Raw genomic sequence first — 24,922 nt, forward strand, 5'->3', positions numbered from 1 at the left:
TCGAAACGAAACATGCGAATTATCACTTGCTATTGGATAAGCCCTCGACCGATTAGTACTGGTCAGCTCCATGCATTGCTGCACTTCCACCCCCAGCCTATCTACCTCGTCGTCTTCAAGGGGTCTTACATACTGGGAAATCTCATCTTGAGGGGGGCTTCACGCTTAGATGCTTTCAGCGTTTATCCCGTCCGTACATAGCTACCCAGCGGTGCTCCTGGCGGAACAACTGGTACACCAGCGGTACGTCCATCCCGGTCCTCTCGTACTAAGGACAGCTCCTCTCAAATTTCCTACGCCCACGACAGATAGGGACCGAACTGTCTCACGACGTTCTGAACCCAGCTCGCGTACCGCTTTAATGGGCGAACAGCCCAACCCTTGGGACCTACTTCAGCCCCAGGATGCGATGAGCCGACATCGAGGTGCCAAACCTCCCCGTCGATGTGGACTCTTGGGGGAGATAAGCCTGTTATCCCCAGGGTAGCTTTTATCCGTTGAGCGATGGCCCTTCCATGCGGTACCACCGGATCACTAAGCCCGACTTTCGTCCCTGCTCGACTTGTAGGTCTCGCAGTCAAGCTCCCTTATGCCTTTGCACTCTTCGAATGATTTCCAACCATTCTGAGGGAACCTTTGGGCGCCTCCGTTACTCTTTAGGAGGCGACCGCCCCAGTCAAACTGCCCACCTGACACTGTCCCCGCACCGGATTACGGTACCAGGTTAGAACCTAGATACGATCAGGGTGGTATCCCAACGTTGCCTCCACACAAGCTGGCGCTCATGCTTCAAAGGCTCCCACCTATCCTGTACAGATCGTACCCAAATTCAATATCAAGCTGCAGTAAAGCTCCATGGGGTCTTTCCGTCTTGTCGCGGGTAACCTGCATCTTCACAGGTATTAAAATTTCACCGGATCTCTCGTTGAGACAGCGCCCAAGTCGTTACGCCATTCGTGCGGGTCAGAATTTACCTGACAAGGAATTTCGCTACCTTAGGACCGTTATAGTTACGGCCGCCGTTTACTGGGGCTTCGGTTCACAGCTTCGGGATTACTCCCTAACCACTCCCCTTAACCTTCCAGCACCGGGCAGGCGTCAGCCCGTATACTTCGCCTTACGGCTTCGCACAGACCTGTGTTTTTGCTAAACAGTCGCTTGGGCCTTTTCACTGCGGCCCCCTCGTGCTATTCACACTACCGGGGCACCCCTTCTCCCGAAGTTACGGGGTCATTTTGCCGAGTTCCTTAACGAGAGTTCTTCCGCGCGCCTTAGAATACTCTTCTCGCCTACCTGTGTCGGTTTGCGGTACGGGCACCTTCACCTGGCTAGAGGCTTTTCTTGGCAGTGTGAGATCATGACCTTCGCTACTATAATTTTCGCTCCCCATCACAGCTCAGCCTTACAATGTGCGGATTTGCCTACACATCAGCCTTACTGCTTAGACGGACATCCATCAGTCCGCGTCACTACCCTACTGCGTCCCCCCATTGCTCATAACGGCTTACGGTGGTACAGGAATTTCGACCTGTTGTCCTTCGACTACGCCTTTCGGCCTCGCCTTAGGTCCCGACTTACCCTGAGCGGACGAGCCTTCCTCAGGAACCCTTAGGCTTTCGGCGGATCAGATTCTCACTGATCTTTTCGTTACTCATACCGGCATTCTCACTTGTATAATGTCCAGCGCTCCTTACGGTACACCTTCAACCCTTATACAACGCTCCCCTACCCCTGATGCAAAGCATCAAGCCATAGCTTCGGTGGTGTGTTTAGCCCCGTTACATTTTCGGCGCAGAGTCACTCGACCAGTGAGCTATTACGCACTCTTTCAATGGTGGCTGCTTCTAAGCCAACATCCTGGTTGTCTGTGCAACTCCACATCCTTTCCCACTTAACACACACTTGGGGACCTTAGCTGATGGTCTGGGCTGTTTCCCTTTTGACAATGGATCTTAGCACTCACTGTCTGACTCCCGGAAGTAAGTCTATGGCATTCGGAGTTTGACTGAGCTTGGTAACCCTTGCGGGCCCCGCACCCAATCAGTGCTCTACCTCCACGACTCTGTTTTCCGAGGCTAGCCCTAAAGCTATTTCGGGGAGAACCAGCTATCTCCGAGTTCGATTGGAATTTCTCCGCTACCCCCACCTCATCCCCGCATTTTTCAACATGCGTGGGTTCGGGCCTCCAGTGCGTGTTACCGCACCTTCACCCTGGACAGGGGTAGATCACCCGGTTTCGGGTCTACGTCCACGTACTATGTCGCCCTATTCAGACTCGCTTTCGCTGCGGCTCCGGCTCTTCACCTTAACCTTGCACGGGAACGTAACTCGCCGGTTCATTCTACAAAAGGCACGCCATCACCCCTAAAACGGGCTCTGACTTTTTGTAAGCACACGGTTTCAGGTTCTATTTCACTCCCCTTCCGGGGTGCTTTTCACCTTTCCCTCACGGTACTGCTTCACTATCGGTCGCTAGGAAGTATTTAGCCTTGGCAGATGGTCCTGCCGGATTCATACGGGGTTTCACGTGCCCCGCACTACTCGGGATCCGTCTCGGAGGGAACAGACTTTCAACTACAGGGCTTTTACCTTCTTTGGCGGGCCTTTCCAGACCTCTTCGCTTAACCGGTTCCTTTGTAACTCCATGTGAGACGTCCCACAACCCCAAAGAGCAAGCTCTCTGGTTTGGGCTTCTCCGCGTTCGCTCGCCGCTACTGACGGAATCACTATTGTTTTCTCTTCCTCAGGGTACTTAGATGTTTCAGTTCCCCTGGTATGCCTCTACACAACCTATGTATTCAGTTGTGAGTAACTGGAAATTACCCCAGCTGGGTTTCCCCATTCGGACACCCCCGGATCAAAGCTTGCTTACAGCTCCCCGAGGCAGTTTCGTTGTTCGCCACGTCCTTCATCGGCTCCTAGCGCCTAGGCATCCTCCGTGTGCTCTTAGTAGCTTAACCAGTTTGCTCCGGTTTTGGCTGCTCGCTTCCCTTGTTTTGGACTACTTCCAAAGCCAAAAGTCACTCCCATTCAATACCATCGCAACAGCAATTTAACTACCGTTTTTATTGAAACTTGTTTACACAAGTTCAGCTAAAAAGGAATGTTCTAATTCGCGTTTGTTTCGTTTCGATATCTAGTTTTCAAAGAACAAGCTCCATGCAAAAGCAAGCTGTTTGAGAGTTTGAGCTCTCAAAACTGAGCAACGAGTGAGTTGCTTGTGCTCTTCATTTCATCCACACCGAAGTGATGGACCAAAATGAATCGCTGTCGCAGGTTCTAAGAACCTGCTTATTTGAATGTTTCCGTTGCAGGAAACGATTCTCCATAGAAAGGAGGTGATCCAGCCGCACCTTCCGATACGGCTACCTTGTTACGACTTCACCCCAATCATCTATCCCACCTTCGGCGGCTGGCTCCTTGCGGTTACCCCACCGACTTCGGGTGTTATAAACTCTCGTGGTGTGACGGGCGGTGTGTACAAGACCCGGGAACGTATTCACCGCGGCATGCTGATCCGCGATTACTAGCAATTCCGACTTCATGCAGGCGAGTTGCAGCCTGCAATCCGAACTGAGACCGGCTTTGTTGGGATTGGCTCCATCTCGCGATTTCGCAGCCCGTTGTACCGGCCATTGTAGTACGTGTGTAGCCCAGGTCATAAGGGGCATGATGATTTGACGTCATCCCCACCTTCCTCCGGTTTGTCACCGGCAGTCTATCTAGAGTGCCCACCCGAAGTGCTGGCAACTAAATATAAGGGTTGCGCTCGTTGCGGGACTTAACCCAACATCTCACGACACGAGCTGACGACAACCATGCACCACCTGTCTCCTCTGTCCCGAAGGAAAGGTACATCTCTGTACCGATCAGAGGGATGTCAAGACCTGGTAAGGTTCTTCGCGTTGCTTCGAATTAAACCACATACTCCACTGCTTGTGCGGGTCCCCGTCAATTCCTTTGAGTTTCAGTCTTGCGACCGTACTCCCCAGGCGGAGTGCTTAATGTGTTAACTTCGGCACCAAGGGTATCGAAACCCCTAACACCTAGCACTCATCGTTTACGGCGTGGACTACCAGGGTATCTAATCCTGTTTGCTCCCCACGCTTTCGCGCCTCAGCGTCAGTTACAGCCCAGAGAGTCGCCTTCGCCACTGGTGTTCCTCCACATATCTACGCATTTCACCGCTACACGTGGAATTCCACTCTCCTCTTCTGCACTCAAGTCACCCAGTTTCCAGTGCGATCCGGGGTTGAGCCCCGGGATTAAACACCAGACTTAAATGACCGCCTGCGCGCGCTTTACGCCCAATAATTCCGGACAACGCTTGCCCCCTACGTATTACCGCGGCTGCTGGCACGTAGTTAGCCGGGGCTTTCTTCTCAGGTACCGTCACCTTGAGAGCAGTTACTCTCCCAAGCGTTCTTCCCTGGCAACAGAGCTTTACGATCCGAAAACCTTCATCACTCACGCGGCATTGCTCCGTCAGGCTTTCGCCCATTGCGGAAGATTCCCTACTGCTGCCTCCCGTAGGAGTCTGGGCCGTGTCTCAGTCCCAGTGTGGCCGATCACCCTCTCAGGTCGGCTACGCATCGTCGCCTTGGTGAGCCGTTACCTCACCAACTAGCTAATGCGCCGCAGGCCCATCCCCAAGTGACAGATTGCTCCGTCTTTCCAGTTTCCTTCAGGCGAAGAAAACAATTATTCGGTATTAGCTACCGTTTCCGGTAGTTGTCCCAAACTTGAGGGCAGGTTGCCTACGTGTTACTCACCCGTCCGCCGCTAACCATCAGAGAAGCAAGCTTCTCTTCAAGTCCGCTCGACTTGCATGTATTAGGCATGCCGCCAGCGTTCGTCCTGAGCCAGGATCAAACTCTCCAATAAAGTATTGAAAAGAGCGATAAGCTCATTTTGAATCTGACGAGATTAAAAATCTCATTTGTGCTCCAGTCGATTCAAGCCAAGGCTTGTCTCAACTTTCGCGTTCATTCTGCAAGCAGAATGTTTACTCACTCGTTGTTCAGTTTTCAAAGATCAAACTTATTTCATTATCTCTTGTGTTTCCCGTGTCAGCACTGTGTTTCAGCGGCGACTTAAATAATATATCATACGGCTGAATGTAATGCAACAGTTTTTTTCATTTCTTTTCTTTAGTAGTTTTACATTAGCCAAAGCTATCATATCCGTACCCTATCTTGTCCTTCCATATTAGGTCATGCTAATAGTATACAAATATTTTAACACATTTATGAAAGGGTTTACAATAACTTCTTAATAAAATGCTTTCTATCATTTCCTGGGCAACTAAATCTCCGTTATGCGCACCTCAATGTTCACTCAGGTAAGCGGGAAGCCAGCTCTCTATTACAGAGCTGGCTTCCCGCTTATATAACAGCTACCTCACTTATTGTTCAATCGCAATCCCAAGGTTAGTTTTGTATCCAAGGATTACGACGCTTTTTATCAGATTTTCGTTGGTTGGAAGGAGCTGCACCCTCTCTGGATGTTTTCCCGGACACGGATACCTTGGATTTATTCTTCAGAGGAGCCTTGCTTGTTCTGCGTTTTGCAGCTGTCGGTTTATTCCCTGCTTGCTTGGACTTCCCTTCCGAATCTGATCCAACCTCTTCAATTGCTACCTGACTTAAGTTAGCGTCTTCACGCCCCCCTTTTTTACCACCCTTGCCTTGCCCTTGAGGAGGGTACATTTCACCAAATGCTCCAAGAGGGGACGGCGGAACCATGCTCTGAGTAGGATACGGATTCTGATAAGCATACTCAATAGGCTGGTTTGGCATCGTTGATGTGGACATTTCAGGCGGCATACCGTACGAAGGACCGTACATATTCCATGCCGGATCCTGATAACCATGAGAAGGATAAGTATACTGCGGCATATGTGTATGTGAGCCACATCCGCATGGAGGGTACGGAAGCATTGAGTATGGAGACATGAAAGGCGGCTGATGATTCATATGACTAGGTGCTACATACGTTGGGAATGGACTATTCACTTCGCCAGCTGGTGCAATCGGAAATGAGTTGTTTTGCATGTCTGCGGACAGATTCGGCATAACGTTATTGTGGTTATAACCCTGCTCCGCGCCAGTCCACGGACTGTTAGGCAGATCACTGCCACTATAAGGACTAACTTCCGGAATCCCTGGAAACCCCGCATTGTTACTCGCTCCTGCCGTGTACATGTCTTGCTGAGCACCATACACCTCTTGTACAGGAACCGGGATTTGAACATAAGGGTGCTCGGCTGGCGCATGATGCAACTTATTACCACAACCACAAGGCTTTTTCGTTGCTGGTGCAACCTCAGTTGGAGACTTTGTATTAGGCATTACAGGCAAAGGCATAATTTCAGGCGATAGATTAGGCATTGTGTATTTCTTGGATTCTGCTACCGGTTTTACCTCAACTTCGGGTTTAACCTCTTCTTTTTTGTGCGTTTCCTTTTCGGGTTTCACTTCAGGAAGCTCTGGTAACTGCGGCAGTACCTCCAGTTCAGGCTTCACATTCGGCTTCTCCGTATTGGCTGGTGGTGGAGCAGGGACCGGAACAGGAACCTCTGCTACTGGAGCAGGAGGAGTTGGCATAACTGGCGCCGGTGGTTCCGGTTCTTTGACTCCCGTGTATTCCTTACCTTCAGGTGACAACTTTTCATGAGCAGCAATATTGCTGGCACCCGAATTAGATGTGCTGTTTCCTTGTGCGTGCATAGATGGAATATAAACTGTCTCCCCCACCAACAGAGCGTTCGGGTTTTTCAACTGTGGATTGGCATTGACCATATCTTTCAAAGGAACTCCCCAGGCTTGTGCCAACTTCCATAACGAATCTCCTTGCTGCACCTTGTGACTGTGGAGCACACCCTCCGGTTTCGGTGTTACTGGCTCAGCAGGGATTTTGACCTTCATGCCAATATCCAACTTGTCGGGATTTGTGATTTGCGGATTAGCCGCGATCAATTTGTCCAGCGCTACATTGTATTTTTGGGACAGCAGATATAATGTGTCGCCTTTTTTCACCATGTGTATTTTCACAGGGAACTAACCTCCTAGACGTCATACTTGGGCAGTACATTCGCCCATACCGTTACTACATCCTATGCAGAAACCGGGCTAATGACATCAACTAAACAAAAAAAATCCTCCTGTCTCCAAAATCCCCATACACCAGGTATGCAGAATTTTATCGGACAAGGAGGATTCCTGTTCCCTATGTTATGCAATTCTAACTTAAGATTCCCACACTTTATATCCATCTTTGTCAACAATCTGACGGAATGCTTCCAGCAATCTCAGCGTTACCGGACCTGCTACCCCAGTGCCAATTGTTCTTCCATCCACTTCATATGCAGCGATAACTTCTGCAGCTGTCCCGGTGAAAAAGACTTCGTCTGCGATATACACATCATGCAGGGTGAATGGCACTTCTTTTAATTCAAGCTCCAGTTCGCCACATAGATCGATAATCGCTTGACGTGTAATACCTTCAAGTGCTCCGAGATAACAAGGGGGCGTGTACACTACACCATTTTTGATGATGAAGATGTTATCACTTGAACCCTCAGTAACGTAACCTTGGGAGTTCAGCATAATCGCTTCACCAGCACCTGAATAGTTAGACTGGATTTTAACCAGGATGTTATTCAGATAGTTTAACGATTTAATTTTTGGATTCAATGCGTCCGGAATGTTCCGGCGTTGAGATACAGACACAGCTTTCAATCCAGTAAGATAAGCTTCCTCCGGATAGATCGCCAATTGCTCCACGATGATGATTACGGATGCCTTAGGGCAACGTAATGGGTCCAACCCCAGATTACCAGGGCCACGCGATACAATAAGACGAATATAACCATTACGCATATCATTGCGGCGCACCGTTTCAGCCATGACTTCCAGCATCTCATCAATGGACAGCGGAATGTTCAAACTAATGGATTTTGCCGAATCATACAAACGATCCAAGTGGGCCTTACATCTGAAAATATTTCCGTTATAGATCCGAATACCTTCGAAAATCCCGTCTCCATACAAAAATCCATGATCATATACCGAAACGGTTGCGTTCTCCTTGGTCACATACTGACCATCCAAATAGATCCATTGTTCTGCCACTGATGACTGCACCTCCATAAAATATCCATTCCCTGTACTCCGAAACGTTATTAACCCGTCCATTGTACACCAAATGACAAGCCATTACTCGCTCATTCTACCCGACTTACGACAACCTTCTAACATTCCCAAACACCATCAGGTCAATTATCTCGAAGGATATGTATAACAAGGATAGCTACCCAGAACGCGCACCTGACAATTCAATGCTTCAATCTCTGCCATGGCTGCGGTAAGCAATACCGAATCGACCGTTTCCACAACATCAATGTAAAAATAGTAACTGCCCAATCGTTTCTTCGTTGGACGAGATTCGAGACGGGTCAAGTTCAGCTTCCGCCATGCAAAAGCTGACAATACCTGATGCAACGCACCCGGTGCATCTTCTGGCAACGTCACCAGCAAGCTGGTTTTTACATGATCCGGTTCACGTGGAATGTTCACAGGTTCATGGCCAATGAGCACAAAACGGGTGTAGTTGTTGTCATGATCTGTAACCCGTTCAGCCATAATGTCCAAGCCATGCTTCTGAGCAGCAAGCTTGGTACCGATCGCCACCCAGCCCTTACCTGGATTTTTTTTCACAATTTCTACAGCTTCGGCTGTACTGTTCACACCTTCAAGGTCGGCCCCAGGCGAATGTAGCCGAATAAAATTCTGACACTGTGGAATAGCCACTGGATGGGACATGATCTTGGTAATTCTACCGAAATCATACTCGCCACTCTCTGTCTTAAATTCCGAGCCATGTCCGATAACATTCTGGATGGATGGGTATACCCACTCTGCTTGCATCGGAATGTCTACTTCATTCACAAGCCAGTCCATATGGAGACTAACGGAACCCTCAATGGTATTTTCGATCGGAATGACACTGTATTGTGCATTCCCGCTATCCGTTGCTCTAAACACATCCGAAATGAGCTTGGAGTGAAGCAAATCTAATGGTTCTCCGTTGAAAAGGAAATCAATTGCCTCATGAGAGACTGAGCCTTCAGGTAATACTGCAATTCGTTTCATGCATTAACTTCCCCTTTGATTCTGTCCAGAAAAGGACGTTCGTCTTGATCAGGCAGCACGGTTACACCGTCCAAATCCGGATCGAGCCACAGTGCAGAAGCAGATATGCCCTCCCGCTCCATAGTGTCCAGCAAATATTGTTCCAATCCCGCTTTCCGGGTGTCATGACGATCTACCAAAGTCAATACGGTCGGGCCAGCTCCGCTCAGGGCAGCTCCCAACGCTCCATGATCAACAGCATGTTCCAATATCTCAGCCATGCCTGGCACCAATGATGCCCGATATGGTTGGTGAATTCGATCTGACATCGCCTTCTGAATTATATCCAGTCGTCCACTCGCCAAAGCGGCAACGAGCAGTGAAGATCTGCTAATGTTATGCACCACATCAGACATGCCAAATTGCTCTGGAATTACATTCCTTGCTTTTGAAGTAGACAGCTGGAATTCAGGTATAATAACCAACGCCTGCAGATCCTGGTGTGGTTCAATACGTATATGATCTACCTGTTGACCATTCCATGCAGCCGTAATAATACCGCCATACAGAGATGCTCCCACATTATCAGGATGCTTCTCGAGGGATGTGGCCATATCCAGAAGCTTCGCATCGGATAAAGGAGCACCAATTAATGCATTCGCTGCTGCCAATGCACCAACGATGGCTGATGCACTGCTCCCGAGTCCCCGCGTAAGCGGAATATCGGAATACATGGAAATCTCCAATTCAGGGATGGATACCCCAGCTTCATTGAATACCATCTGTGCAACTTCGTAAATCAAATTCGATTTATCTGTTGGCAGACCTGTCAAATGATTGCCGTAAAGATGAAATGACGTCTGTTCGGCAGGTTTCATTTCCAACCAGGCATACAAAGACAATGCCATGCCCAGGGTATCAAACCCCGGACCGAGATTGGCTGTGCTTGCAGGTATTTTTACAGTTACCTTTTCACGCAAACTCATACAGATTGCTGCTCCAGTTGTGCAATAGCCGCCATTACTGCTTCTTCCGTATCTTCAACAACAAGTGGCTCAGTCGCTACTGTTTTGATCGCAATATTAGGATCTTTCAGGCCATTACCTGTCAGTACACAAACGACAGTCTCTCCGCCTTTAAAGTACCCTTCACTCTTCAGTTTGTATACACCGGCAAGGGAAGCCGCAGAAGCAGGTTCAGCAAAAATCCCTTCCCGAGAAGCAAGTGTACGGTACGCTGTCAGGATTTGTTCATCCGTTACATAGTTGATCTGTCCACCAGATTCCTCAGCTGCAGCTACTGCCGTTTTCCAGCTCGCTGGATTACCGATTCGAATCGCTGTTGCTACTGTTTCAGGTTCAAGGATCGGCTCACCTTTGACAATGGCCATCGCACCTTCTGCTTCGAAACCAACCATACGTGGAAGTGTGCTGGACTTGCCTGCCTCTTTATATTCTTTGAAACCTTTCCAATAAGCCGAAATATTACCCGCATTACCGACTGGAATAGCCAGAACGTCAGGCGCTTCGCCAAGTTGTTCAATGACTTCAAACGCTGCTGTCTTCTGTCCTTCGATCCGGAACGGATTCACAGAGTTTACAAGCGTGATCGGATGTTTGGCTGTGATCTCACGCACAATCTCCAGTGCACGGTCAAAGTTACCATTAATCGCAATTACCTTAGCTCCATAGATCATGGCTTGGGCCAGTTTACCCAGTGCAATGTTGTTATTCGGGATCAGTACGATACAATTGAGGCCACCACGTGCGGCGTAGGCCGCAGCAGCTGCTGACGTATTACCTGTGGATGCACACATAATCGTACGGCTGCCCTCTTCCATAGCTTTGGCAACTGCCATAACCATACCGCGGTCTTTGAAAGATCCCGTAGGGTTCAAACCTTCATACTTGAAATAAACATTCAAACCGAGTTCCTCAGACAGATTCTCTGCATGAATCAACGGTGTATTTCCTTCCTGAAGCGTAAGCAGGGGTGTATTTTCATTAACTGGAAGGTGGTCTCTGTACGTTTGCAAAAGTCCTTGATATCTCATTGTGGGTAAACTCCTTTATGTTTTAATAATCTGAAATGATGACCTGTTAAACCAGATATGATTAACTTGTACGTTATAACTGAAATAATTGAGATGCCGTATGGGATATGGATAATTATCCTTCGACCCGGTAGACACTCTTAATGCGGCGAATGACGCTGAGTGATTCAAAATGTTTTAACACTTTATCCATGCTTGCCTTACTCGCATTATGTGTAACGATAATGATCTCGGCATCCGGGTTGTGCTCATTCGGCTGTTGAACAACCGACGCCAGACTGACATCATATTCTGCGAAAATTTGTGTGATCTGTGCCAATACACCGGCTTTATCGTCTACGTGTAGTAAAATAAAGTTTTTTGACACGATCTGCTCGTCGCTTTGCAGTCGCTTAATCTTATAAGGCACAATTGCTTTGAGACCGTTCACGCCAAGTTTAAGGTTTTTGGTAACCGCCACAATGTCAGCTACAACCGAAGTTGCCGTTGGGAGTTCTCCCGCACCCGCACCGTAGAACATCGTCTCCCCTACAGCTTCACCGTGTACATATACTGCGTTGAACACACCGTTGACTGAAGCAATCGGATGATTCTGTCTAACCATTGTCGGCTGAACGCTGATCGTGATCTCATCGCCAATACGGTCCGCAATACCAAGTAACTTCATCTCATAGCCCAATCTTTTGGCATACATAATGTCTTCTCGAGTTACGGAGGATATTCCTTTAACAGTTACATCCTTCAGCTCCACATTGGTGCGGAAACCGAGTGTACTCAAAATCGCCATTTTGCGAGCTGCGTCAAGTCCCTCCACATCGGAAGTTGGATCCGATTCGGCATATCCCAGAGCCTGTGCTTCAGCCAGTACTTCTTCATAGGATGCACCTTCCTGACTCATTTTGGTCAGAATAAAGTTCGTTGTTCCGTTCACAATCCCCATAATGCGGGTAATCCGATCAGAAGAGAAACCTTCAATCAGCGTACGAATGATCGGAATCCCTCCAGCAACACTCGCCTCATAGAACACGTCACATTGTTTTTCCTGTGCCTTCGCCAAAATCTCTGTACCATGCAGTGCCATGAGATCTTTGTTTGCTGTTACGATATGTTTCCCACGTTCCAACGCTTCAAGAATATACTCCTTCGTCTGATCAATGCCGCCCATGACTTCAACGATGACATCAATATCCGGATGCCGAATGACTTCCCAAGGATCTTCCGTAAGCTTGGCACGGTCTACAGCAATAACACGTTCTTTCTCTGTATTTTTCACTGCGATCTTCTCAATGACAATCGGCGATCCAACCTGACTGCTCAGATCCTCCTGATTCCCTTCCACAATGCGAACGACTCCCGTTCCGACAGTTCCCAGACCCAACAATCCGACTTTTACTGGTTTCACTAACGATCTACCCCCTAATGTCTATTCTTGTCCGTCAGTCCTGTATGTTAAAGCCTAATTACCCTTGGCCTACAATACGTGTACGTCTTACGCCAGGCATATCTTGCATTCGATCCAGCATTTCACCAATTTCGCCATGAAGATGTGTCGTTTCCACCGAAATGACAACATTGGCTCTTCCTTGAAGCGGGATACTCTGATTAATCGTGAGTACATTAGCTCCATAACCAGCTACATGTCCAAGCACACGAGACAAAATACCCGACTGATGCTCCAGATCAATGGAGATCGTTACAATTCTCTCGCGCTCAAGCTGGTTGATCAGATGAATTCCATCTTTGTACTTGTAAAAGGCACTCCGGCTTAATCCGACCTGTTCAACCGCCTCATGCACTGTTTTAACATCACCAGAAGCAAGTAGTTCTTTTACCTGCATGGTCTTCACCACTGCCTCTGGTAAGATATCTTCCCGTACTAAGTAATAGCGTTCGTTCACAGAACGTCCTCTCCTCAAAGACTCATGTATTCATATAGTGGACATTATATAGGATCTATGGCAAAAGGGCAATACATGACACGCCTATTTTTTGAAATACGTTCCTCACAGTATACAAGTTTATCCCTCTCCCATGTCAGGAAAAAACAAAAAAACGCAGAGTTGCGGGTCAACTTCCCACTTCTCTGCGTTCCTATATCGATCTGTCTCTCCACGGAAGACGGCTACTTAGTAGTAACTGCTACCTTCCACGAATTCGAATTCAAAGTCTCCAATACGCACGATGGTACCTTCTACAGCTCCGCGCTTACGCAACTCAGCGTCGACACCCATATAACGCAGTGTACGTGCGAGTTTCAGTATGGCTTCATGTGAGTTCAATTGCATCCGTTTCATCATGCGGTCAATCTTGGCACTTTCGACAACGAACATTTCGTTCTCACGCACAATTTTGAAACCATCGTCTTCTTTTTTGTCCAGACTGTATACTTTACGTTCAGATACATCTGCTACCTCTTCAACCACTCGCTCGTCTGGAACCTGATCCAGCAGATCAGCTGCACGATACAGAAGTTCTTGAATCCCTTTCCGGGTCAAGGATGAAATTGGCATCACTTCAATATCAGGTTGAACTTCACGAACTTGCTGTAAAAATTGCTCCAGGTTCGCTTCAGAGTCTGGCATATCCATCTTGTTAGCTGCTACAATTTGTGTTCTCTCGGCGAGAAGCGGATTGTACAACTTCAATTCGTCATTGATTTTCTGCCAGTCTTCAAAAGGATCGCGTCCTTCTGAACCCGACATATCTACGACATGAACAATAATACGAGTACGCTCGACATGACGTAAGAACTCATGTCCCAGTCCAACCCCTTCATGCGCACCTTCAATCAGTCCAGGCAAATCGGCCATGACGAAGCTTCGGCCTTCTCCTACACCGACTACACCCAGATTCGGTGTAATGGTTGTGAAATGGTATGCACCGATCTTTGGCTTGGCTGACGAAACGACAGAAAGCAATGTGGATTTCCCGACACTCGGGAAACCAACCAGACCAACATCTGCCATAACTTTCAGTTCGAGTACGATGTAACGCTCTTGTCCTTCTTCACCGTTCTCAGCAAGTTCAGGTGCAGGATTGTTCGGTGTAGCAAATCGGATGTTACCCCGTCCGCCCCGTCCACCACGTGCAATGACAACCTGTTGACCGTGACGTGTCATATCCGCCAGTACTTCTCCACTGTCTTCATCCAAAATGATAGTTCCTGGTGGAATGCGAACAATCATGTTCTCCGCGTTTGCACCATGCTGACTTTTATTACGTCCCTTCTCACCACGTGGGGCTTTGAAGTGACGCTGGTAACGGAAATCCATCAACGTACGCAAACCTTCATCCACGCGGAAAATGATGTCAGCTCCTCTGCCTCCATCGCCCCCGGCAGGTCCGCCGTTTGGTACATACTTCTCACGACGGAACGAAATTATTCCGTCCCCTCCGTCTCCGGCTTTTACATAAATCTTCGCTTTATCTACAAACATTGGTTAACCCCTTCTTCCTATATTCCACACGGCATTCTGAATTGTATAAACGTATCCTCAGACGGAAACTGCTCCGTTCTGACTTTTTTTCCTTTGAGTACGGCAGTAAGCTGCCGTAGTGTTTCCGGATCGGGTGTTTGATCCCCGTCCAGTCGGACAACCACATCTCCATGATCCTGTCCGAAGTTCAAGGTCAGTTTGCGAACCTCTCCCCAAGAAGACCGGCCGCCGCCATATTGATAGGCCCTGATTGCATCCGCAATCGCCCCGGTAAGTGACTCGCCATCCTCGGGAGAGACCAGAGCACTAAGCTGCAACTCATCTTCTATTTCCACATGCAAGTCCAGCGCAATTCCACTGGCGCGAAAAGACTGAAGATAAAATACGAGGGAAGGAATACCTAATCTGGAGATTCGGCTTTCTTCTGTAACCCGCTCTTTTATTCTTTCCACACATTGCAAGGATTTATCAAGTTTGCCCAGCCGAAGATATCCATATAACACCTGAAGGTCGTTCATCCAGTCGTGTCGATGATGATTTAATGAAGCAATTGCTGTTTTTTCCATGGATTGTATGATGGCTCTGCGTTCCGCCTCCGCCTGTTTCTTCATCGCATTCACAGAAATAAGCAATACTGCGACGGACCACAATGCGCACACGGCGCTTGAGATTATCGCCGGATACAACATAACGAAAACCAAAGGAATCAGAAGTGAACATGCCGCAATCCACGGCACTCTTTTCCAAGATTTCATGGCTTCTCCCCGTTCTACAAAACTCGGTTGGTCTACACCCACCGTAACCAAGTATAACATGTCTTTTCTGCCAGTTCATTATCGAATAACCGTTGAATACAAAAAACCTTCGGCAAAAATGCCGAAGGCTCCTTAGGCGGAATGCCGATATTACGCTTCTACTGCTGCTGCTACAGGAGCAACATTAACAGGGTAGATGCTTACTTTTTTGCGATCGCGTCCCCAACGTTCGAATTTTACAACGCCGTCGATTTTCGCGAACAAAGTGTCATCTTTACCGATGCCAACGTTAGTTCCCGGGTGAATTTTCGTTCCGCGTTGGCGAACGAGAATGCTACCACCAGTTACAGTTTGACCATCAGCACGTTTAACACCCAGACGTTGAGCATTACTGTCACGTCCGTTCTTCGTGGAACCTACACCTTTTTTCGATGCGAATAACTGAAGATTTAATTTCAACATGATTGGTTGTCCTCCTTCTTTGCTTATTTGAATTGCTGTATTTTAATATACTTCCCGTATGACTCTGCAATATTAGAGAGCATAACCACCATGGATTCGAGTAACAATTGTACCTGGGACCAGGTTTCCCCTCTCTCTAACAAAGGTAAAGAACCGCTTAAAAAGCCATTCTTCATCTTGGCATCCATTTCAACGCCGGTCAATGTTTCAATCGAGTTCACCGTACCCACTGTAACAGCGGATACCCCGGCACATACGATGTCTTCTCCCCGCTTGGCAAAATTAGCATGCCCTTCAATGGAAAAACGTTCGATGTTCCCGTCCTCATCACGAAAGATTTGAACGATAATCACTTATCGCACCTTCTTTACGCTTTGATTGTTTCGATAGTTACTTTAGTGTACGGTTGACGGTGACCTTGCTTCACATGGTAGTTCTTTTTAGGTTTGTATTTGTATACGATAACCTTTTGTCCTTTGCCATGTTTCTCCACTTTAGCCGTTACAGTAGCTCCGGAAATCAATGGTGTACCTGCTGTCAAACCTTGATCGTTAGATACAGCCAGGACACGGTCGAACGTTACGCTTTCGCCATCGTTCGCAGTCAATTTCTCGATGAACAGAACATCGCCCTCTTGGACTTTGTACTGTTTGCCGCCTGTTTCAATAATTGCGTACATTTGCCTTGCACCTCCTCATGTCTCAGACTCGCCCGTTCTCAGGTGACAGTGTCCTTGCGGAACTGTTCTTATACCCGGCCAGTGCGGTTACAGCATGTGCAAGACCATTAGGCTAAACACATACTTGAAGATTATATCACGCAATATATCAAAAATCAATGCAAAGGTGAAATATATCTTTTTCCCGTACCATGGCAAGAAGAACACGGCTCCACATAGGGCAACGTACTTTCTTCCCGCACTTTCTTACGGGTAAGTTCGAGCAAGCCCAGCTTGGTCCAACCCATTACAAACGCTTTGGTCCGATCCTTCTTGAGCTCACCCTCCAAGGTTGCTGCGACTTCATGCCGATTCGAGGCTTCCTCCATATCAATGAAGTCGACAATAATCATGCCACCGATATCACGCAGGCGCATTAGACGGGCAATCTCCACTGCTGCCTGTATGTTGGTCTCTGTCACGGTCTCTTCCAGACTATCACCGCCAGCTCCCGTATATTTACCCGTGTTCACATCCACTACAGTCAGAGCTTCAGTATGATCAATAACAATGTATCCGCCTCCGGGCAACCACACCTTCCGGGCAAAATCCTTATTCAACTGTTCCTGCACACCATAGGCAGCAAAGATGGATTCTGTTCCCCGATACACCTGTACTTTGGGTTGATGACCAGGACTAATCTCTTCGAGCAATGCTTTTACTTCACGGGCTTGTCCCTCACTATCAGTGATGACTTCGTCACTCCCTGGCGTATACACATCTCTGATGATTCGCTGTACCATGCTATGATCCCGATGCAAGAGGCTTGGTGAAGGCAAACTGTCCGCTTTTTCACGAATCAGATACCACTGCGCGCGTAATGTTTCCAAGTCCGACTTAATGGCCTCATGCTGTTCTTCTCCAGATACGGTCCGAATAATAAGTCCTTCTTCATCCCGCCTCAGTTGCTCCCCAAGTGCCTTAAGACGGGAACGATCCCCTTCACGGGCAATTTTCTTGGATACCGCTACATAGTCAGCAACAGGCATGTAGACAAGCCAACGGCCCGGGAGTGAATAATGAGTCGTCACCCGGGCTCCCTTGCCTCCTACCGGTTCTTTCAGAACCTGAACAATGACTTCCTGACCCGGACGAAGCAACTCCGAGATGGAAGGCTTCACCTTGGGCTGTTTCTCCAGATGGGGATGCAACACATCGTCCACATAAAGGAAAGCATTCTTTTTCTGACCAATATCCACAAAAGCAGCCTGCATACCTGGTAACACATTCACGACCCGTCCCTTGAAAAAGGAACCCAGCAGTCCACGATCGCGTGTACGTTCTGCCGTAAATTCCACAGCTTTGCCTTCTTCCAGAAGCGCCATTTGCATGAGGTTATGTTCATTATGTACTATCATTTGTTTCATGGCTTCACCTCTAGAAGACAATTCAATTCATCCACATCCATTTCAGTATCTTTTCAATTCTCATTGTACATATATTAACCCATTTCAGAACAGGTCCACCAGAACACTACAATTTATCACCATTTTGTTGAAAATAGGAACCGATAATCCGTTGCTCAGGCAATACGGCCATAATTCGACCCTGTCTGTTCATCACGTATACCATATGGTATCTTTCTCTCTTTAATAGACGCAAAATAGTGTCCAAAGGTTTCGCCGGGAATGAGATTATTGGCTGCGCCAAACTGCCAGTAGTCGCGTGACGAGCAAACGCACCCTCTCGATTCATAAGAAAACGAATAAAGCGATAGGGCACATTTCGGTAATCCGTTACGTTGGAATAGAACAAAAAAAGGCCGATTAACAGAATGTTGAGCGGTAGGCCGTAGTCTCCAGTAAACCATCGGCTGATCGCATATAATATCACCCCTACGCTACACAGAATGCTAATTCTGTAAGTCCACATTAATGTTGTATAGTAGGGTGCCCACAGACTGACAAGTGCCTGAACAATTTTACCTCCGTCGAGAGGAAGTACAGGCAGCAGATTAAAGAGAGCAATGAGCAGATTCCCCTGAATGATATAGTTTAGAAATACCGGATCGCCCAGATTGCCATACTGCAACAGCATAACCACGCCAACCATCAGCATGTTTTGTAATGGACCAGCCAGAGCAATCATGATTTCCCGGTAGGCCGTGATCGTACCTCCATCTTCGATAACCGCTACTCCTCCAAAAGGGAGCATCTGGATCGACAAGACACGATAGCCCAGAAGTGCCGCCGCCGCAGCATGTCCACATTCATGAATGAATACGATGGCAAACAACGTAATAAGTTCAATAAAATGTCCAGTAAGAAGGGAGGCCATCATGATAATTACAAAAAACGGATGAAACGTAATACGGACTCCCCACACCCTAATCAAGGGCAACAACTTCCGCCGGGTCTACGTACTCCTCGCCCTCTTTGACTGCAAAATAGAGCGTGGCCGGTTGTTCACCACCCGTAGCCTTGAGACTCCCCACTGGATTCCCCGCTTCCACCCAATCGTTCACGCTCACTTCACTTTCGTTCAGCCGACCATATATTGCCGTGACATTGCCTGTATGTTGGATGACAACTGTGAATCCACTTGCTGCATCGCCGATAACCTCCATGACACGCCCAGCATCAGAACTTGCGACCTGTATACGTTCTGCACCTGCGGCATCCGGAACGATCTCAATTCCCTTCATGCTCAGCGCGAATGGCTGAACCACTGTGCCTGAGATCGGTTTGCCCAGTAACTGCCTTACTTTCAATCCGTTCACGGCATCCGTCGTATGTCCGAGGACCGGAAGAAACGAAGGTGTTCCTCCAAAATGCCGTTCATACCAAGCCGCTGCTGAGGCAAAATCCATATCCCGATGGAGTGCATCCGCAATGACTGTTTTGGGTGATGTCGTCCACGATGTATCCAACTGAAATAGACCCCATACTCCGCCAAATATCAAAGCGCTAATGACCGTCCGTTTGAGAAGTGACTTGAACAGGTTAAATCTCGAATGCCCCCCTGGAACGAAATGACCATTCTCTTTTTTCCACAACCATTCCGGATCTCTTTCCTGCATACCTTCACTAGGCGTAAATGGTTTCGGGTGTATGATCTCATTCTTGTCCAATAGCGAACCTACTTTTTGCTCCTGTAAGACCTCCACAGTGGCACCATCCATCAGTCGCCGGATGCGTTCTTCTCGTCTCTGCTTGATTCTGAGTTTCGTGTTCATGAAATGTCCTCCCGCCGAGGCTTGTTTACTACATCCTATGAAGAGGTGGTTGATAATATGAACAAGCCTGCCCGCAGGTAACAAAAAAAGCCGGGCTATAAGCCACGGCTGTCATGTAATTGCTTTATGAATAAGTTCGTTTAACGAGTTAACCCATTCCAAAGAACTTTTTGAAACGAGTAAAAGCGCCCTTTTTCTGCTCCAGCTGCATCAATGGAACCGTATCTCCCAGAATGCGTCGTGCGATATTCCGATACGCAATCGCCGCAAGTGAATCCGGATTCATGACCGTAGGTTCTCCTGAATTGGCAGCTTTGATGACCAGTTCATCATCAGGCACGATGCCAATCAGGTCAATATTAAGTACTTGTAAAATACCATCGATATCTAACATGTCACCCGATTTGACCATATTATTGCGAATTCGATTCACCACCAGCTTTGGTGATTGAATGTGTGAACTCTCCAGCAGGCCGATGACACGATCCGCATCACGTACTGCAGCATTTTCCGGTGTAGTGACCACGATGGCCTGATCTGCTCCTGCTACCGCATTTTTGAAACCCTGCTCTATGCCGGCTGGGCAATCAATAATAACGTATTCAAAATCTTTTTTCAATTCAAGGATAATATCCTTGACCTGTTCTGGCGACACTGAGTTTTTGTCTCTCGTCTGCGCCGCAGGCAACATGTATAATTCTTCGAAACGCTTGTCTTTGACCAAAGCCTGATTCAGACGGCAGCGGCCGTCCGCAACGTCGCACAGATCGTAAATAATACGGTTTTCGAGTCCCATCACGACATCCAAATTACGAAGGCCGATATCGGTATCTACCAGACAAACCTTTTTGCCGAGCAGCGCCAGCGCTGTCCCGATGTTTGCCGAGGTGGTTGTTTTACCCACGCCGCCTTTACCCGAAGTGATCACGATCGCCTCTCCCATGAGCTACACTCCTTTAAACACATTAAAATCTCGGCGTAACCGAACGATATTGCTCATTTTGTCTATCTGCATCTGATTGTCCTGTAAGTAAGCAAATTCCATTCCGGTCTCTCGGCTCTCCCATTCATCGGGAGGACGACTGATGATATCCGCAATCCGTAGCTGCGTCGGTGCAAATACCGAAGCGGCAATGATCGCTTCCTCGTCCCCGCCAATTCCGGCATGAGCCATACCTCTGAGTGAACCCAACACATATATATCTCCGGTACACGTCACTGTGCCCCCCGGATTGATATCCCCAAGAAACAGGAGATTTCCTTCATGATGAAGCACCTGACCTGAACGCACCATACCACACATGGTTACAATCGGCGGTGGTCCTTTAACCTCCGGTTGGAGTGCAGGTGAGTCGATGGATCGAATAAGCAGATTCCCTTTTTGCTTCAATATATCGAGGATTGCTTCTTTCTGGTCCTCTGTCACTTCGCGGGCACCCAACTTGATATCCACATGAACAATCGGTCCGGTCAAAATATTTTGATGGCTGTGTTCCAGCTTATAGCGGAGCTCATAGAGCAATTCCTCGAATTCACATTGATCGTCCAACAGGAAAACCAGGCCGTCTCGGATGCCTTTAATCGTTACGTGATTCGATTTTACCGTCATAAGCCTGTCCCTCCCATCTCATTACATTTCGTGCCCGGGGCCCCAAGTTCCTGCTTTGCGCTCCATAAATGTATTTAGGAAGCTTCTTCTGTCTTGCTCCGTCTCTTGCCGATCCGCTCCAGTTGTTTCCGAAGCGGGACATATATGATCAAGGCAAACACAAAATGAATGAACAAATTAGGAATCATGTATTCAATCAACGCCCAGTCAAAGGTCACGTGGTTAAGTTGGAAGAGCTTGTACAGGAAAAATAGCATGGTGTCATTAAGCAGACTTCCCAAAATGACAACCGATACCATAACCGGCAGTGGTGCACGTGGTGCTTGAAAAATGAGTCCCATCATATATGCCGATAATCCCATTGAGAATCCATAAGGTCCAATCATCTCGCCGTAGAATACAACGTCATGCAATAGTCCAAAAAATATACCGAGCACTAGTGCCGTGTGTCGATGATGATATACAGCAATAAACAAAATGACGATATAGACCAGATTGGCAGAAATACGCATCTGCCAGCCAGAAGGGATGAGCAGCGGCAAAATTGTGCCTTCCGCAATGAATAAAACGAATAGTAACAGGAACAAAACTTGCTTACGTGTTACCATTATTCTTTTACCTCAGGCGGGATAATGACAATCAGCTCTTTCCAATCAAGGAAGCTTGCGTATGGTTTGATAATCGCAGTCCGCGTTAAACCGTACTCCCCAACTTCAACCTTTTCCACTTCACCAATCCGCATATACTTGGGAAAGTTATTGATGATTCCCGAAGAGATGATCTCATCACCCTTTTTGATATTTGAATCCTCCGAAATTTTTGTCATCTTGAGCATGCCCGTCTTCGGATCGTAGCTCTCAATCATACCAAACACTTTCTCTTTACCTACTGCGGTTGCTGCAATGGCATTGGATGTCGGATCATTGGCATCCATGGACGTTAACAGATTAACCGTTGATGTATATGAGCTGACATGACTGATCACGCCGACCAGCCCTTCCTGGGAGGTAACGGCCATCCCCGGCTTAATTCCCGCATTTTCACCGATGTCAATGTTAATGGTTCTGCTGTTTGGATCGGAATTGGCACTGATAACCTGAGCAATTCGTGAACCGTAATTATATCGATTTTTCTGTTCTTCTGTGAAATTGAGCGCTTTCTGAAGTTGCTCATTCACTTGCTCCATATCATTGTACTTCAGCCGATCCCGGGTATAGTGACCCATCGCGATGCGAAGCTCTTCATTCTCATCATATACCGTACGCATGTTCGCTACATCTTTGAAAAAGCCCGCTACATAGGAAGCGGGCTTGTAAAATACGTATTGTACAAATCCAACTGAATCCTTCAGGAATTTCTCCGGCCAGGATAGAGTGGTTCGCGGACTGAGCGTAAAGCCCATTAACGCGATAAATGTAACAAGGCCCACCAGCAAAACAAAAAGTCTTTTGTTGCCTAGCAGTTTAAACAGTTCGAACACCCTCTAACATCCATATTCTCTTCCGAGCCATGCCCGGCGGGGAGACTGTCAGACCTGTAGTCCCTGCGAGAATATCAGCCGATCCTCCCCTGTTAAGCGGGTAATAGCTCATCCCCGGGGTTAACCGGGTCCTCTATAAAGATATCTTACCACTTGGTCGCTATGCCAAGTTAGGCAAATACCAATTAACGTTTGGAACGAACTGCCGAACTGCTTCTGCTTTTGAACAAATGAATATTCTCTAGCGCTTTACCTGTTCCGATCGCTACACAATCCAGCGGGTTCTCAGCCACGATGACAGGCATTCCTGTCTCACCAGCGAGAAGCTTGTCCAGGTTGCGAAGCAACGCCCCACCACCTGTAAGAACGATACCCCGATCCATGATATCGGCAGCAAGTTCAGGCGGGCATTTTTCCAGTGTTACTTTTACCGCTTCAACAATTGCATTCACGGTATCAGCCAGCGCTTCACTGATCTCGTCCGAAGTAATCGTAATTGTCTTCGGCAGACCTGTTACAAGGTCACGTCCACGAATTTCCATCGTTTCTACTTGTTCCAATGGCATAGCTGATCCGATGTCCATCTTCAATTGCTCCGATGTACGCTCACCGATCATCAGATTGTATTGGCGTTTGATGTACTGGATAACGGATTCATCCATCTCGTCACCTGCTACACGAACCGAACGGCTCGTTACAATACCACCAAGAGAGATAACAGCCACTTCCGTTGTGCCGCCACCAATATCGACAACCATACTACCCGTTGGTTCCCATACAGGCAGATCTGCACCGATTGCAGCAGCAAAAGGCTCTTCAATCGTATAGGCTTCACGTGCTCCAGCCTGTTTGGTTGCATCTTCAACCGCACGTTGTTCTACTGCCGTGATCCCGGATGGTACACATACCATCACGTTTGGATGACGCTGGAACATGGAGCGCTGTTTCTGCGCCTCACGGATGAAATATTTGATCATCGTTGCCGTTGTATCGAAATCGGCAATAACGCCATCTTTCATTGGACGAATGGCACGAATGTTACCTGGTGTACGTCCAATCATTTTTTTGGCGGCTTCACCTACTGCCTCAATGCTATTTGTATCTGTCCGTATAGCGACAACCGAAGGTTCTCGCACCACAATTCCTTTTCCTCGTACATAAACCAACGTATTTGCTGTCCCCAAGTCAATACCCAAATCTTTCGTAAAACCACCAAACATAACATAATCTCCTTTTCTGCCTCATATAGCCGCTCCATTCTGATCCAGAGCGTAATAATTTTATTCCCACGCAATACGTGGAGCTAATATTCGCATTTGTTTTTTTGCATTTGTAAAGTGAACCTATCTTTTACGGACAACGCCGTTAACATTCATAGGAAAACATCAACGCCAACCATTATATTATACTAAGCCCTTCTCCTTCAAACTTACGTACGTTCCATCTCCGATAATAATATGATCAAGCACGTCAATGCCAACAATAGCGCCTGCTTCAATCAGTCTCTTGGTTATTTGGATATCCTCCGGACTGGGCGTAGGATCACCACTGGGATGGTTGTGTGCGCACACAATCGATGCGCTGCTGCATTTGATGGCAGCCCGGAACACTTCACGTGGATGTACAATCGAAGCGTTAAGGCTGCCCATGGAGAGTGTTTCCTGGGCAATAATATGATTTTTGCTATTCAGAAAAAGACACACAAAATGTTCTTTTTGCAAGTAACGCAATTGTTCCATCAGGATATCAGCTGCATCACGCGGTGTACGAATTGAAGTCGACTGTATGAGTCTGCTCTTGGCAATCCGATGACCCAGCTCAATGCCAGCTTTCAATTGCACAGCCTTGGCATTGCCAATCCCTTTCATCGTGGTCAGTTCTTCCAAACTCAAATCCATCAACGAGCGAATGCCACCCGCTTCGGCCAAAATCCGCTGTGCCATATGCACCGCGGATTCCTGTCTTGTGCCTGTTCGAAGTAAAATTGCCAGCAATTCAGCATGGCTTAAGGCGCCCGCCCCGTATTCCATCATGCGTTCTCTCGGGCGTTCTTCCTGGGGGATGTCGCGCATCATGTATTGAGGCGACTCCATATGTTCCCT

21 protein-coding genes, 2 rRNA genes and 1 other annotated feature are annotated in these 24,922 nt (G+C 47.7%); all 23 genes read right to left on the reverse strand.

The window, feature by feature from the left end; all coding sequences use genetic code 11:
• Positions 1-32 precede the first annotated feature (32 nt).
• The 23 genes from ACETMN_RS26580 to radC all read right to left on the reverse strand — a co-directional run bounded on the left by ACETMN_RS26580 (position 33) and on the right by radC (position 24,913).
• Positions 33-2,960 (reverse strand): 23S ribosomal RNA (locus ACETMN_RS26580).
• 371 nt (positions 2,961-3,331) lie between these two features.
• A 16S ribosomal RNA gene (locus tag ACETMN_RS26585) occupies positions 3,332-4,884 on the reverse strand.
• Together the 16S and 23S rRNA genes form the textbook arrangement of a ribosomal RNA operon.
• Positions 4,885-5,429: 545 nt before the next feature.
• Positions 5,430-7,052, reverse strand: coding sequence for a LysM peptidoglycan-binding domain-containing protein (locus ACETMN_RS26590; RefSeq protein ID WP_192136246.1), 1,623 nt, complete (start codon positions 7,050-7,052; stop codon positions 5,430-5,432).
• A gap of 195 nt (positions 7,053-7,247) precedes the next feature.
• Positions 7,248-8,132 (reverse strand): branched-chain-amino-acid transaminase, encoded by an 885-nt coding sequence (gene ilvE / locus ACETMN_RS26595; RefSeq protein ID WP_017692630.1) that lies wholly within the window; start codon positions 8,130-8,132, stop codon positions 7,248-7,250.
• Positions 8,133-8,279: 147 nt separating this feature from the next.
• Complete coding sequence (gene pheA, locus ACETMN_RS26600) at positions 8,280-9,152, reverse strand: prephenate dehydratase (RefSeq protein WP_074096239.1); 873 nt, start codon at positions 9,150-9,152, stop codon at positions 8,280-8,282.
• A complete protein-coding gene (gene thrB / locus ACETMN_RS26605) occupies positions 9,149-10,117 on the reverse strand; it encodes a homoserine kinase (protein WP_411735355.1) in 969 nt (322 codons plus the stop codon). Before thrB ends, pheA begins: the two co-directional genes overlap by 4 nt.
• Positions 10,114-11,184 (reverse strand): threonine synthase, encoded by a 1,071-nt coding sequence (thrC, locus tag ACETMN_RS26610; protein ID WP_091011905.1) that lies wholly within the window; start codon positions 11,182-11,184, stop codon positions 10,114-10,116. The genes thrB and thrC overlap by 4 nt, the downstream gene beginning before the upstream one ends.
• Positions 11,185-11,299: 115 nt before the next feature.
• Positions 11,300-12,586: a homoserine dehydrogenase gene (locus ACETMN_RS26615; protein WP_017692626.1), complete on the reverse strand. Its 1,287-nt coding sequence runs from the start codon at positions 12,584-12,586 to the stop codon at positions 11,300-11,302.
• A gap of 58 nt (positions 12,587-12,644) precedes the next feature.
• Positions 12,645-13,082, reverse strand: coding sequence for an ACT domain-containing protein (locus tag ACETMN_RS26620; protein ID WP_017692625.1), 438 nt, complete (start codon positions 13,080-13,082; stop codon positions 12,645-12,647).
• Positions 13,083-13,310: 228 nt separating this feature from the next.
• Positions 13,311-14,621 (reverse strand): GTPase ObgE, encoded by a 1,311-nt coding sequence (gene obgE, locus ACETMN_RS26625; RefSeq protein WP_076216952.1) that lies wholly within the window; start codon positions 14,619-14,621, stop codon positions 13,311-13,313.
• Positions 14,622-14,638: 17 nt separating this feature from the next.
• A complete protein-coding gene (locus tag ACETMN_RS26630) occupies positions 14,639-15,436 on the reverse strand; it encodes a Spo0B domain-containing protein (RefSeq protein ID WP_223199765.1) in 798 nt (265 codons plus the stop codon).
• Between the two features lie 90 nt (positions 15,437-15,526).
• A complete protein-coding gene (gene rpmA / locus ACETMN_RS26635; RefSeq protein ID WP_017692622.1) occupies positions 15,527-15,838 on the reverse strand; it encodes a 50S ribosomal protein L27 in 312 nt (103 codons plus the stop codon).
• Between the two features lie 23 nt (positions 15,839-15,861).
• Positions 15,862-16,191, reverse strand: a complete 330-nt coding sequence (locus tag ACETMN_RS26640; protein WP_036605912.1) for a ribosomal-processing cysteine protease Prp — start codon at positions 16,189-16,191, stop codon at positions 15,862-15,864.
• Positions 16,192-16,205: 14 nt separating this feature from the next.
• Positions 16,206-16,517 (reverse strand): 50S ribosomal protein L21, encoded by a 312-nt coding sequence (gene rplU / locus ACETMN_RS26645; protein ID WP_017692620.1) that lies wholly within the window; start codon positions 16,515-16,517, stop codon positions 16,206-16,208.
• 14 nt (positions 16,518-16,531) lie between these two features.
• Positions 16,532-16,616 (reverse strand) — a sequence feature (ribosomal protein L21 leader region).
• A gap of 56 nt (positions 16,617-16,672) precedes the next feature.
• Positions 16,673-17,923, reverse strand: coding sequence for an Rne/Rng family ribonuclease (locus ACETMN_RS26650; protein WP_036605911.1), 1,251 nt, complete (start codon positions 17,921-17,923; stop codon positions 16,673-16,675).
• A gap of 106 nt (positions 17,924-18,029) precedes the next feature.
• Complete coding sequence (locus ACETMN_RS26655) at positions 18,030-18,890, reverse strand: M50 family metallopeptidase (protein ID WP_411735356.1); 861 nt, start codon at positions 18,888-18,890, stop codon at positions 18,030-18,032.
• On the reverse strand, positions 18,883-19,731 hold the full coding sequence (locus ACETMN_RS26660) for a peptidoglycan DD-metalloendopeptidase family protein (protein WP_411735357.1): 849 nt from the start codon (positions 19,729-19,731) through the stop codon (positions 18,883-18,885). The genes ACETMN_RS26655 and ACETMN_RS26660 overlap by 8 nt, the downstream gene beginning before the upstream one ends.
• 148 nt (positions 19,732-19,879) lie before the next feature.
• A complete protein-coding gene (minD, locus tag ACETMN_RS26665; protein WP_053783092.1) occupies positions 19,880-20,674 on the reverse strand; it encodes a septum site-determining protein MinD in 795 nt (264 codons plus the stop codon).
• Between the two features lie 3 nt (positions 20,675-20,677).
• A complete protein-coding gene (minC, locus tag ACETMN_RS26670) occupies positions 20,678-21,340 on the reverse strand; it encodes a septum site-determining protein MinC (RefSeq protein ID WP_017692615.1) in 663 nt (220 codons plus the stop codon).
• A 74-nt stretch (positions 21,341-21,414) separates the two neighbouring features.
• A complete protein-coding gene (mreD, locus tag ACETMN_RS26675; RefSeq protein ID WP_036605906.1) occupies positions 21,415-21,948 on the reverse strand; it encodes a rod shape-determining protein MreD in 534 nt (177 codons plus the stop codon).
• The gene (mreC, locus tag ACETMN_RS26680) at positions 21,948-22,820 is read right to left on the reverse strand and encodes a rod shape-determining protein MreC (RefSeq protein ID WP_091011898.1); all 873 of its coding nucleotides are present in this window, start codon (positions 22,818-22,820) and stop codon (positions 21,948-21,950) included. The genes mreD and mreC overlap by 1 nt, the downstream gene beginning before the upstream one ends.
• A 185-nt stretch (positions 22,821-23,005) precedes the next feature.
• Positions 23,006-24,040: a rod shape-determining protein gene (locus tag ACETMN_RS26685; RefSeq protein WP_017692612.1), complete on the reverse strand. Its 1,035-nt coding sequence runs from the start codon at positions 24,038-24,040 to the stop codon at positions 23,006-23,008.
• A gap of 183 nt (positions 24,041-24,223) precedes the next feature.
• Positions 24,224-24,913: a RadC family protein gene (gene radC, locus ACETMN_RS26690; protein WP_091011896.1), complete on the reverse strand. Its 690-nt coding sequence runs from the start codon at positions 24,911-24,913 to the stop codon at positions 24,224-24,226.
• Positions 24,914-24,922: the final 9 nt, after the last annotated feature.

It is taken from the genome of Paenibacillus sp. M2 (assembly GCF_046713495.1).
In the GTDB taxonomy this organism is placed as follows: Bacteria; Bacillota; Bacilli; order Paenibacillales; family Paenibacillaceae; genus Paenibacillus; species Paenibacillus amylolyticus_B.

Bases quoted from the DNA above. Each gene is read 5' to 3' on its own strand.
- pheA (WP_074096239.1), bottom strand. From the start codon at position 9,152: ATGAAACGAATTGCAGTATTACCTGAAGGCTCAGTCTCTCATGAGGCA.
- thrB (WP_411735355.1), bottom strand. From the start codon at position 10,117: ATGAGTTTGCGTGAAAAGGTAACTGTAAAAATACCTGCAAGCACAGCC.
- thrC (WP_091011905.1), bottom strand. From the start codon at position 11,184: ATGAGATATCAAGGACTTTTGCAAACGTACAGAGACCACCTTCCAGTT.
- obgE (WP_076216952.1), bottom strand. From the start codon at position 14,621: ATGTTTGTAGATAAAGCGAAGATTTATGTAAAAGCCGGAGACGGAGGG.
- ACETMN_RS26630 (WP_223199765.1), bottom strand. From the start codon at position 15,436: ATGTTATACTTGGTTACGGTGGGTGTAGACCAACCGAGTTTTGTAGAA.
- rpmA (WP_017692622.1), bottom strand. From the start codon at position 15,838: ATGTTGAAATTAAATCTTCAGTTATTCGCATCGAAAAAAGGTGTAGGT.
- rplU (WP_017692620.1), bottom strand. From the start codon at position 16,517: ATGTACGCAATTATTGAAACAGGCGGCAAACAGTACAAAGTCCAAGAG.
- ACETMN_RS26650 (WP_036605911.1), bottom strand. From the start codon at position 17,923: ATGAAACAAATGATAGTACATAATGAACATAACCTCATGCAAATGGCG.
- ACETMN_RS26660 (WP_411735357.1), bottom strand. From the start codon at position 19,731: ATGAACACGAAACTCAGAATCAAGCAGAGACGAGAAGAACGCATCCGG.
- minD (WP_053783092.1), bottom strand. From the start codon at position 20,674: ATGGGAGAGGCGATCGTGATCACTTCGGGTAAAGGCGGCGTGGGTAAA.
- minC (WP_017692615.1), bottom strand. From the start codon at position 21,340: ATGACGGTAAAATCGAATCACGTAACGATTAAAGGCATCCGAGACGGC.
- mreD (WP_036605906.1), bottom strand. From the start codon at position 21,948: ATGGTAACACGTAAGCAAGTTTTGTTCCTGTTACTATTCGTTTTATTC.
- ACETMN_RS26685 (WP_017692612.1), bottom strand. From the start codon at position 24,040: ATGTTTGGTGGTTTTACGAAAGATTTGGGTATTGACTTGGGGACAGCA.
- radC (WP_091011896.1), bottom strand. From the start codon at position 24,913: ATGGAGTCGCCTCAATACATGATGCGCGACATCCCCCAGGAAGAACGC.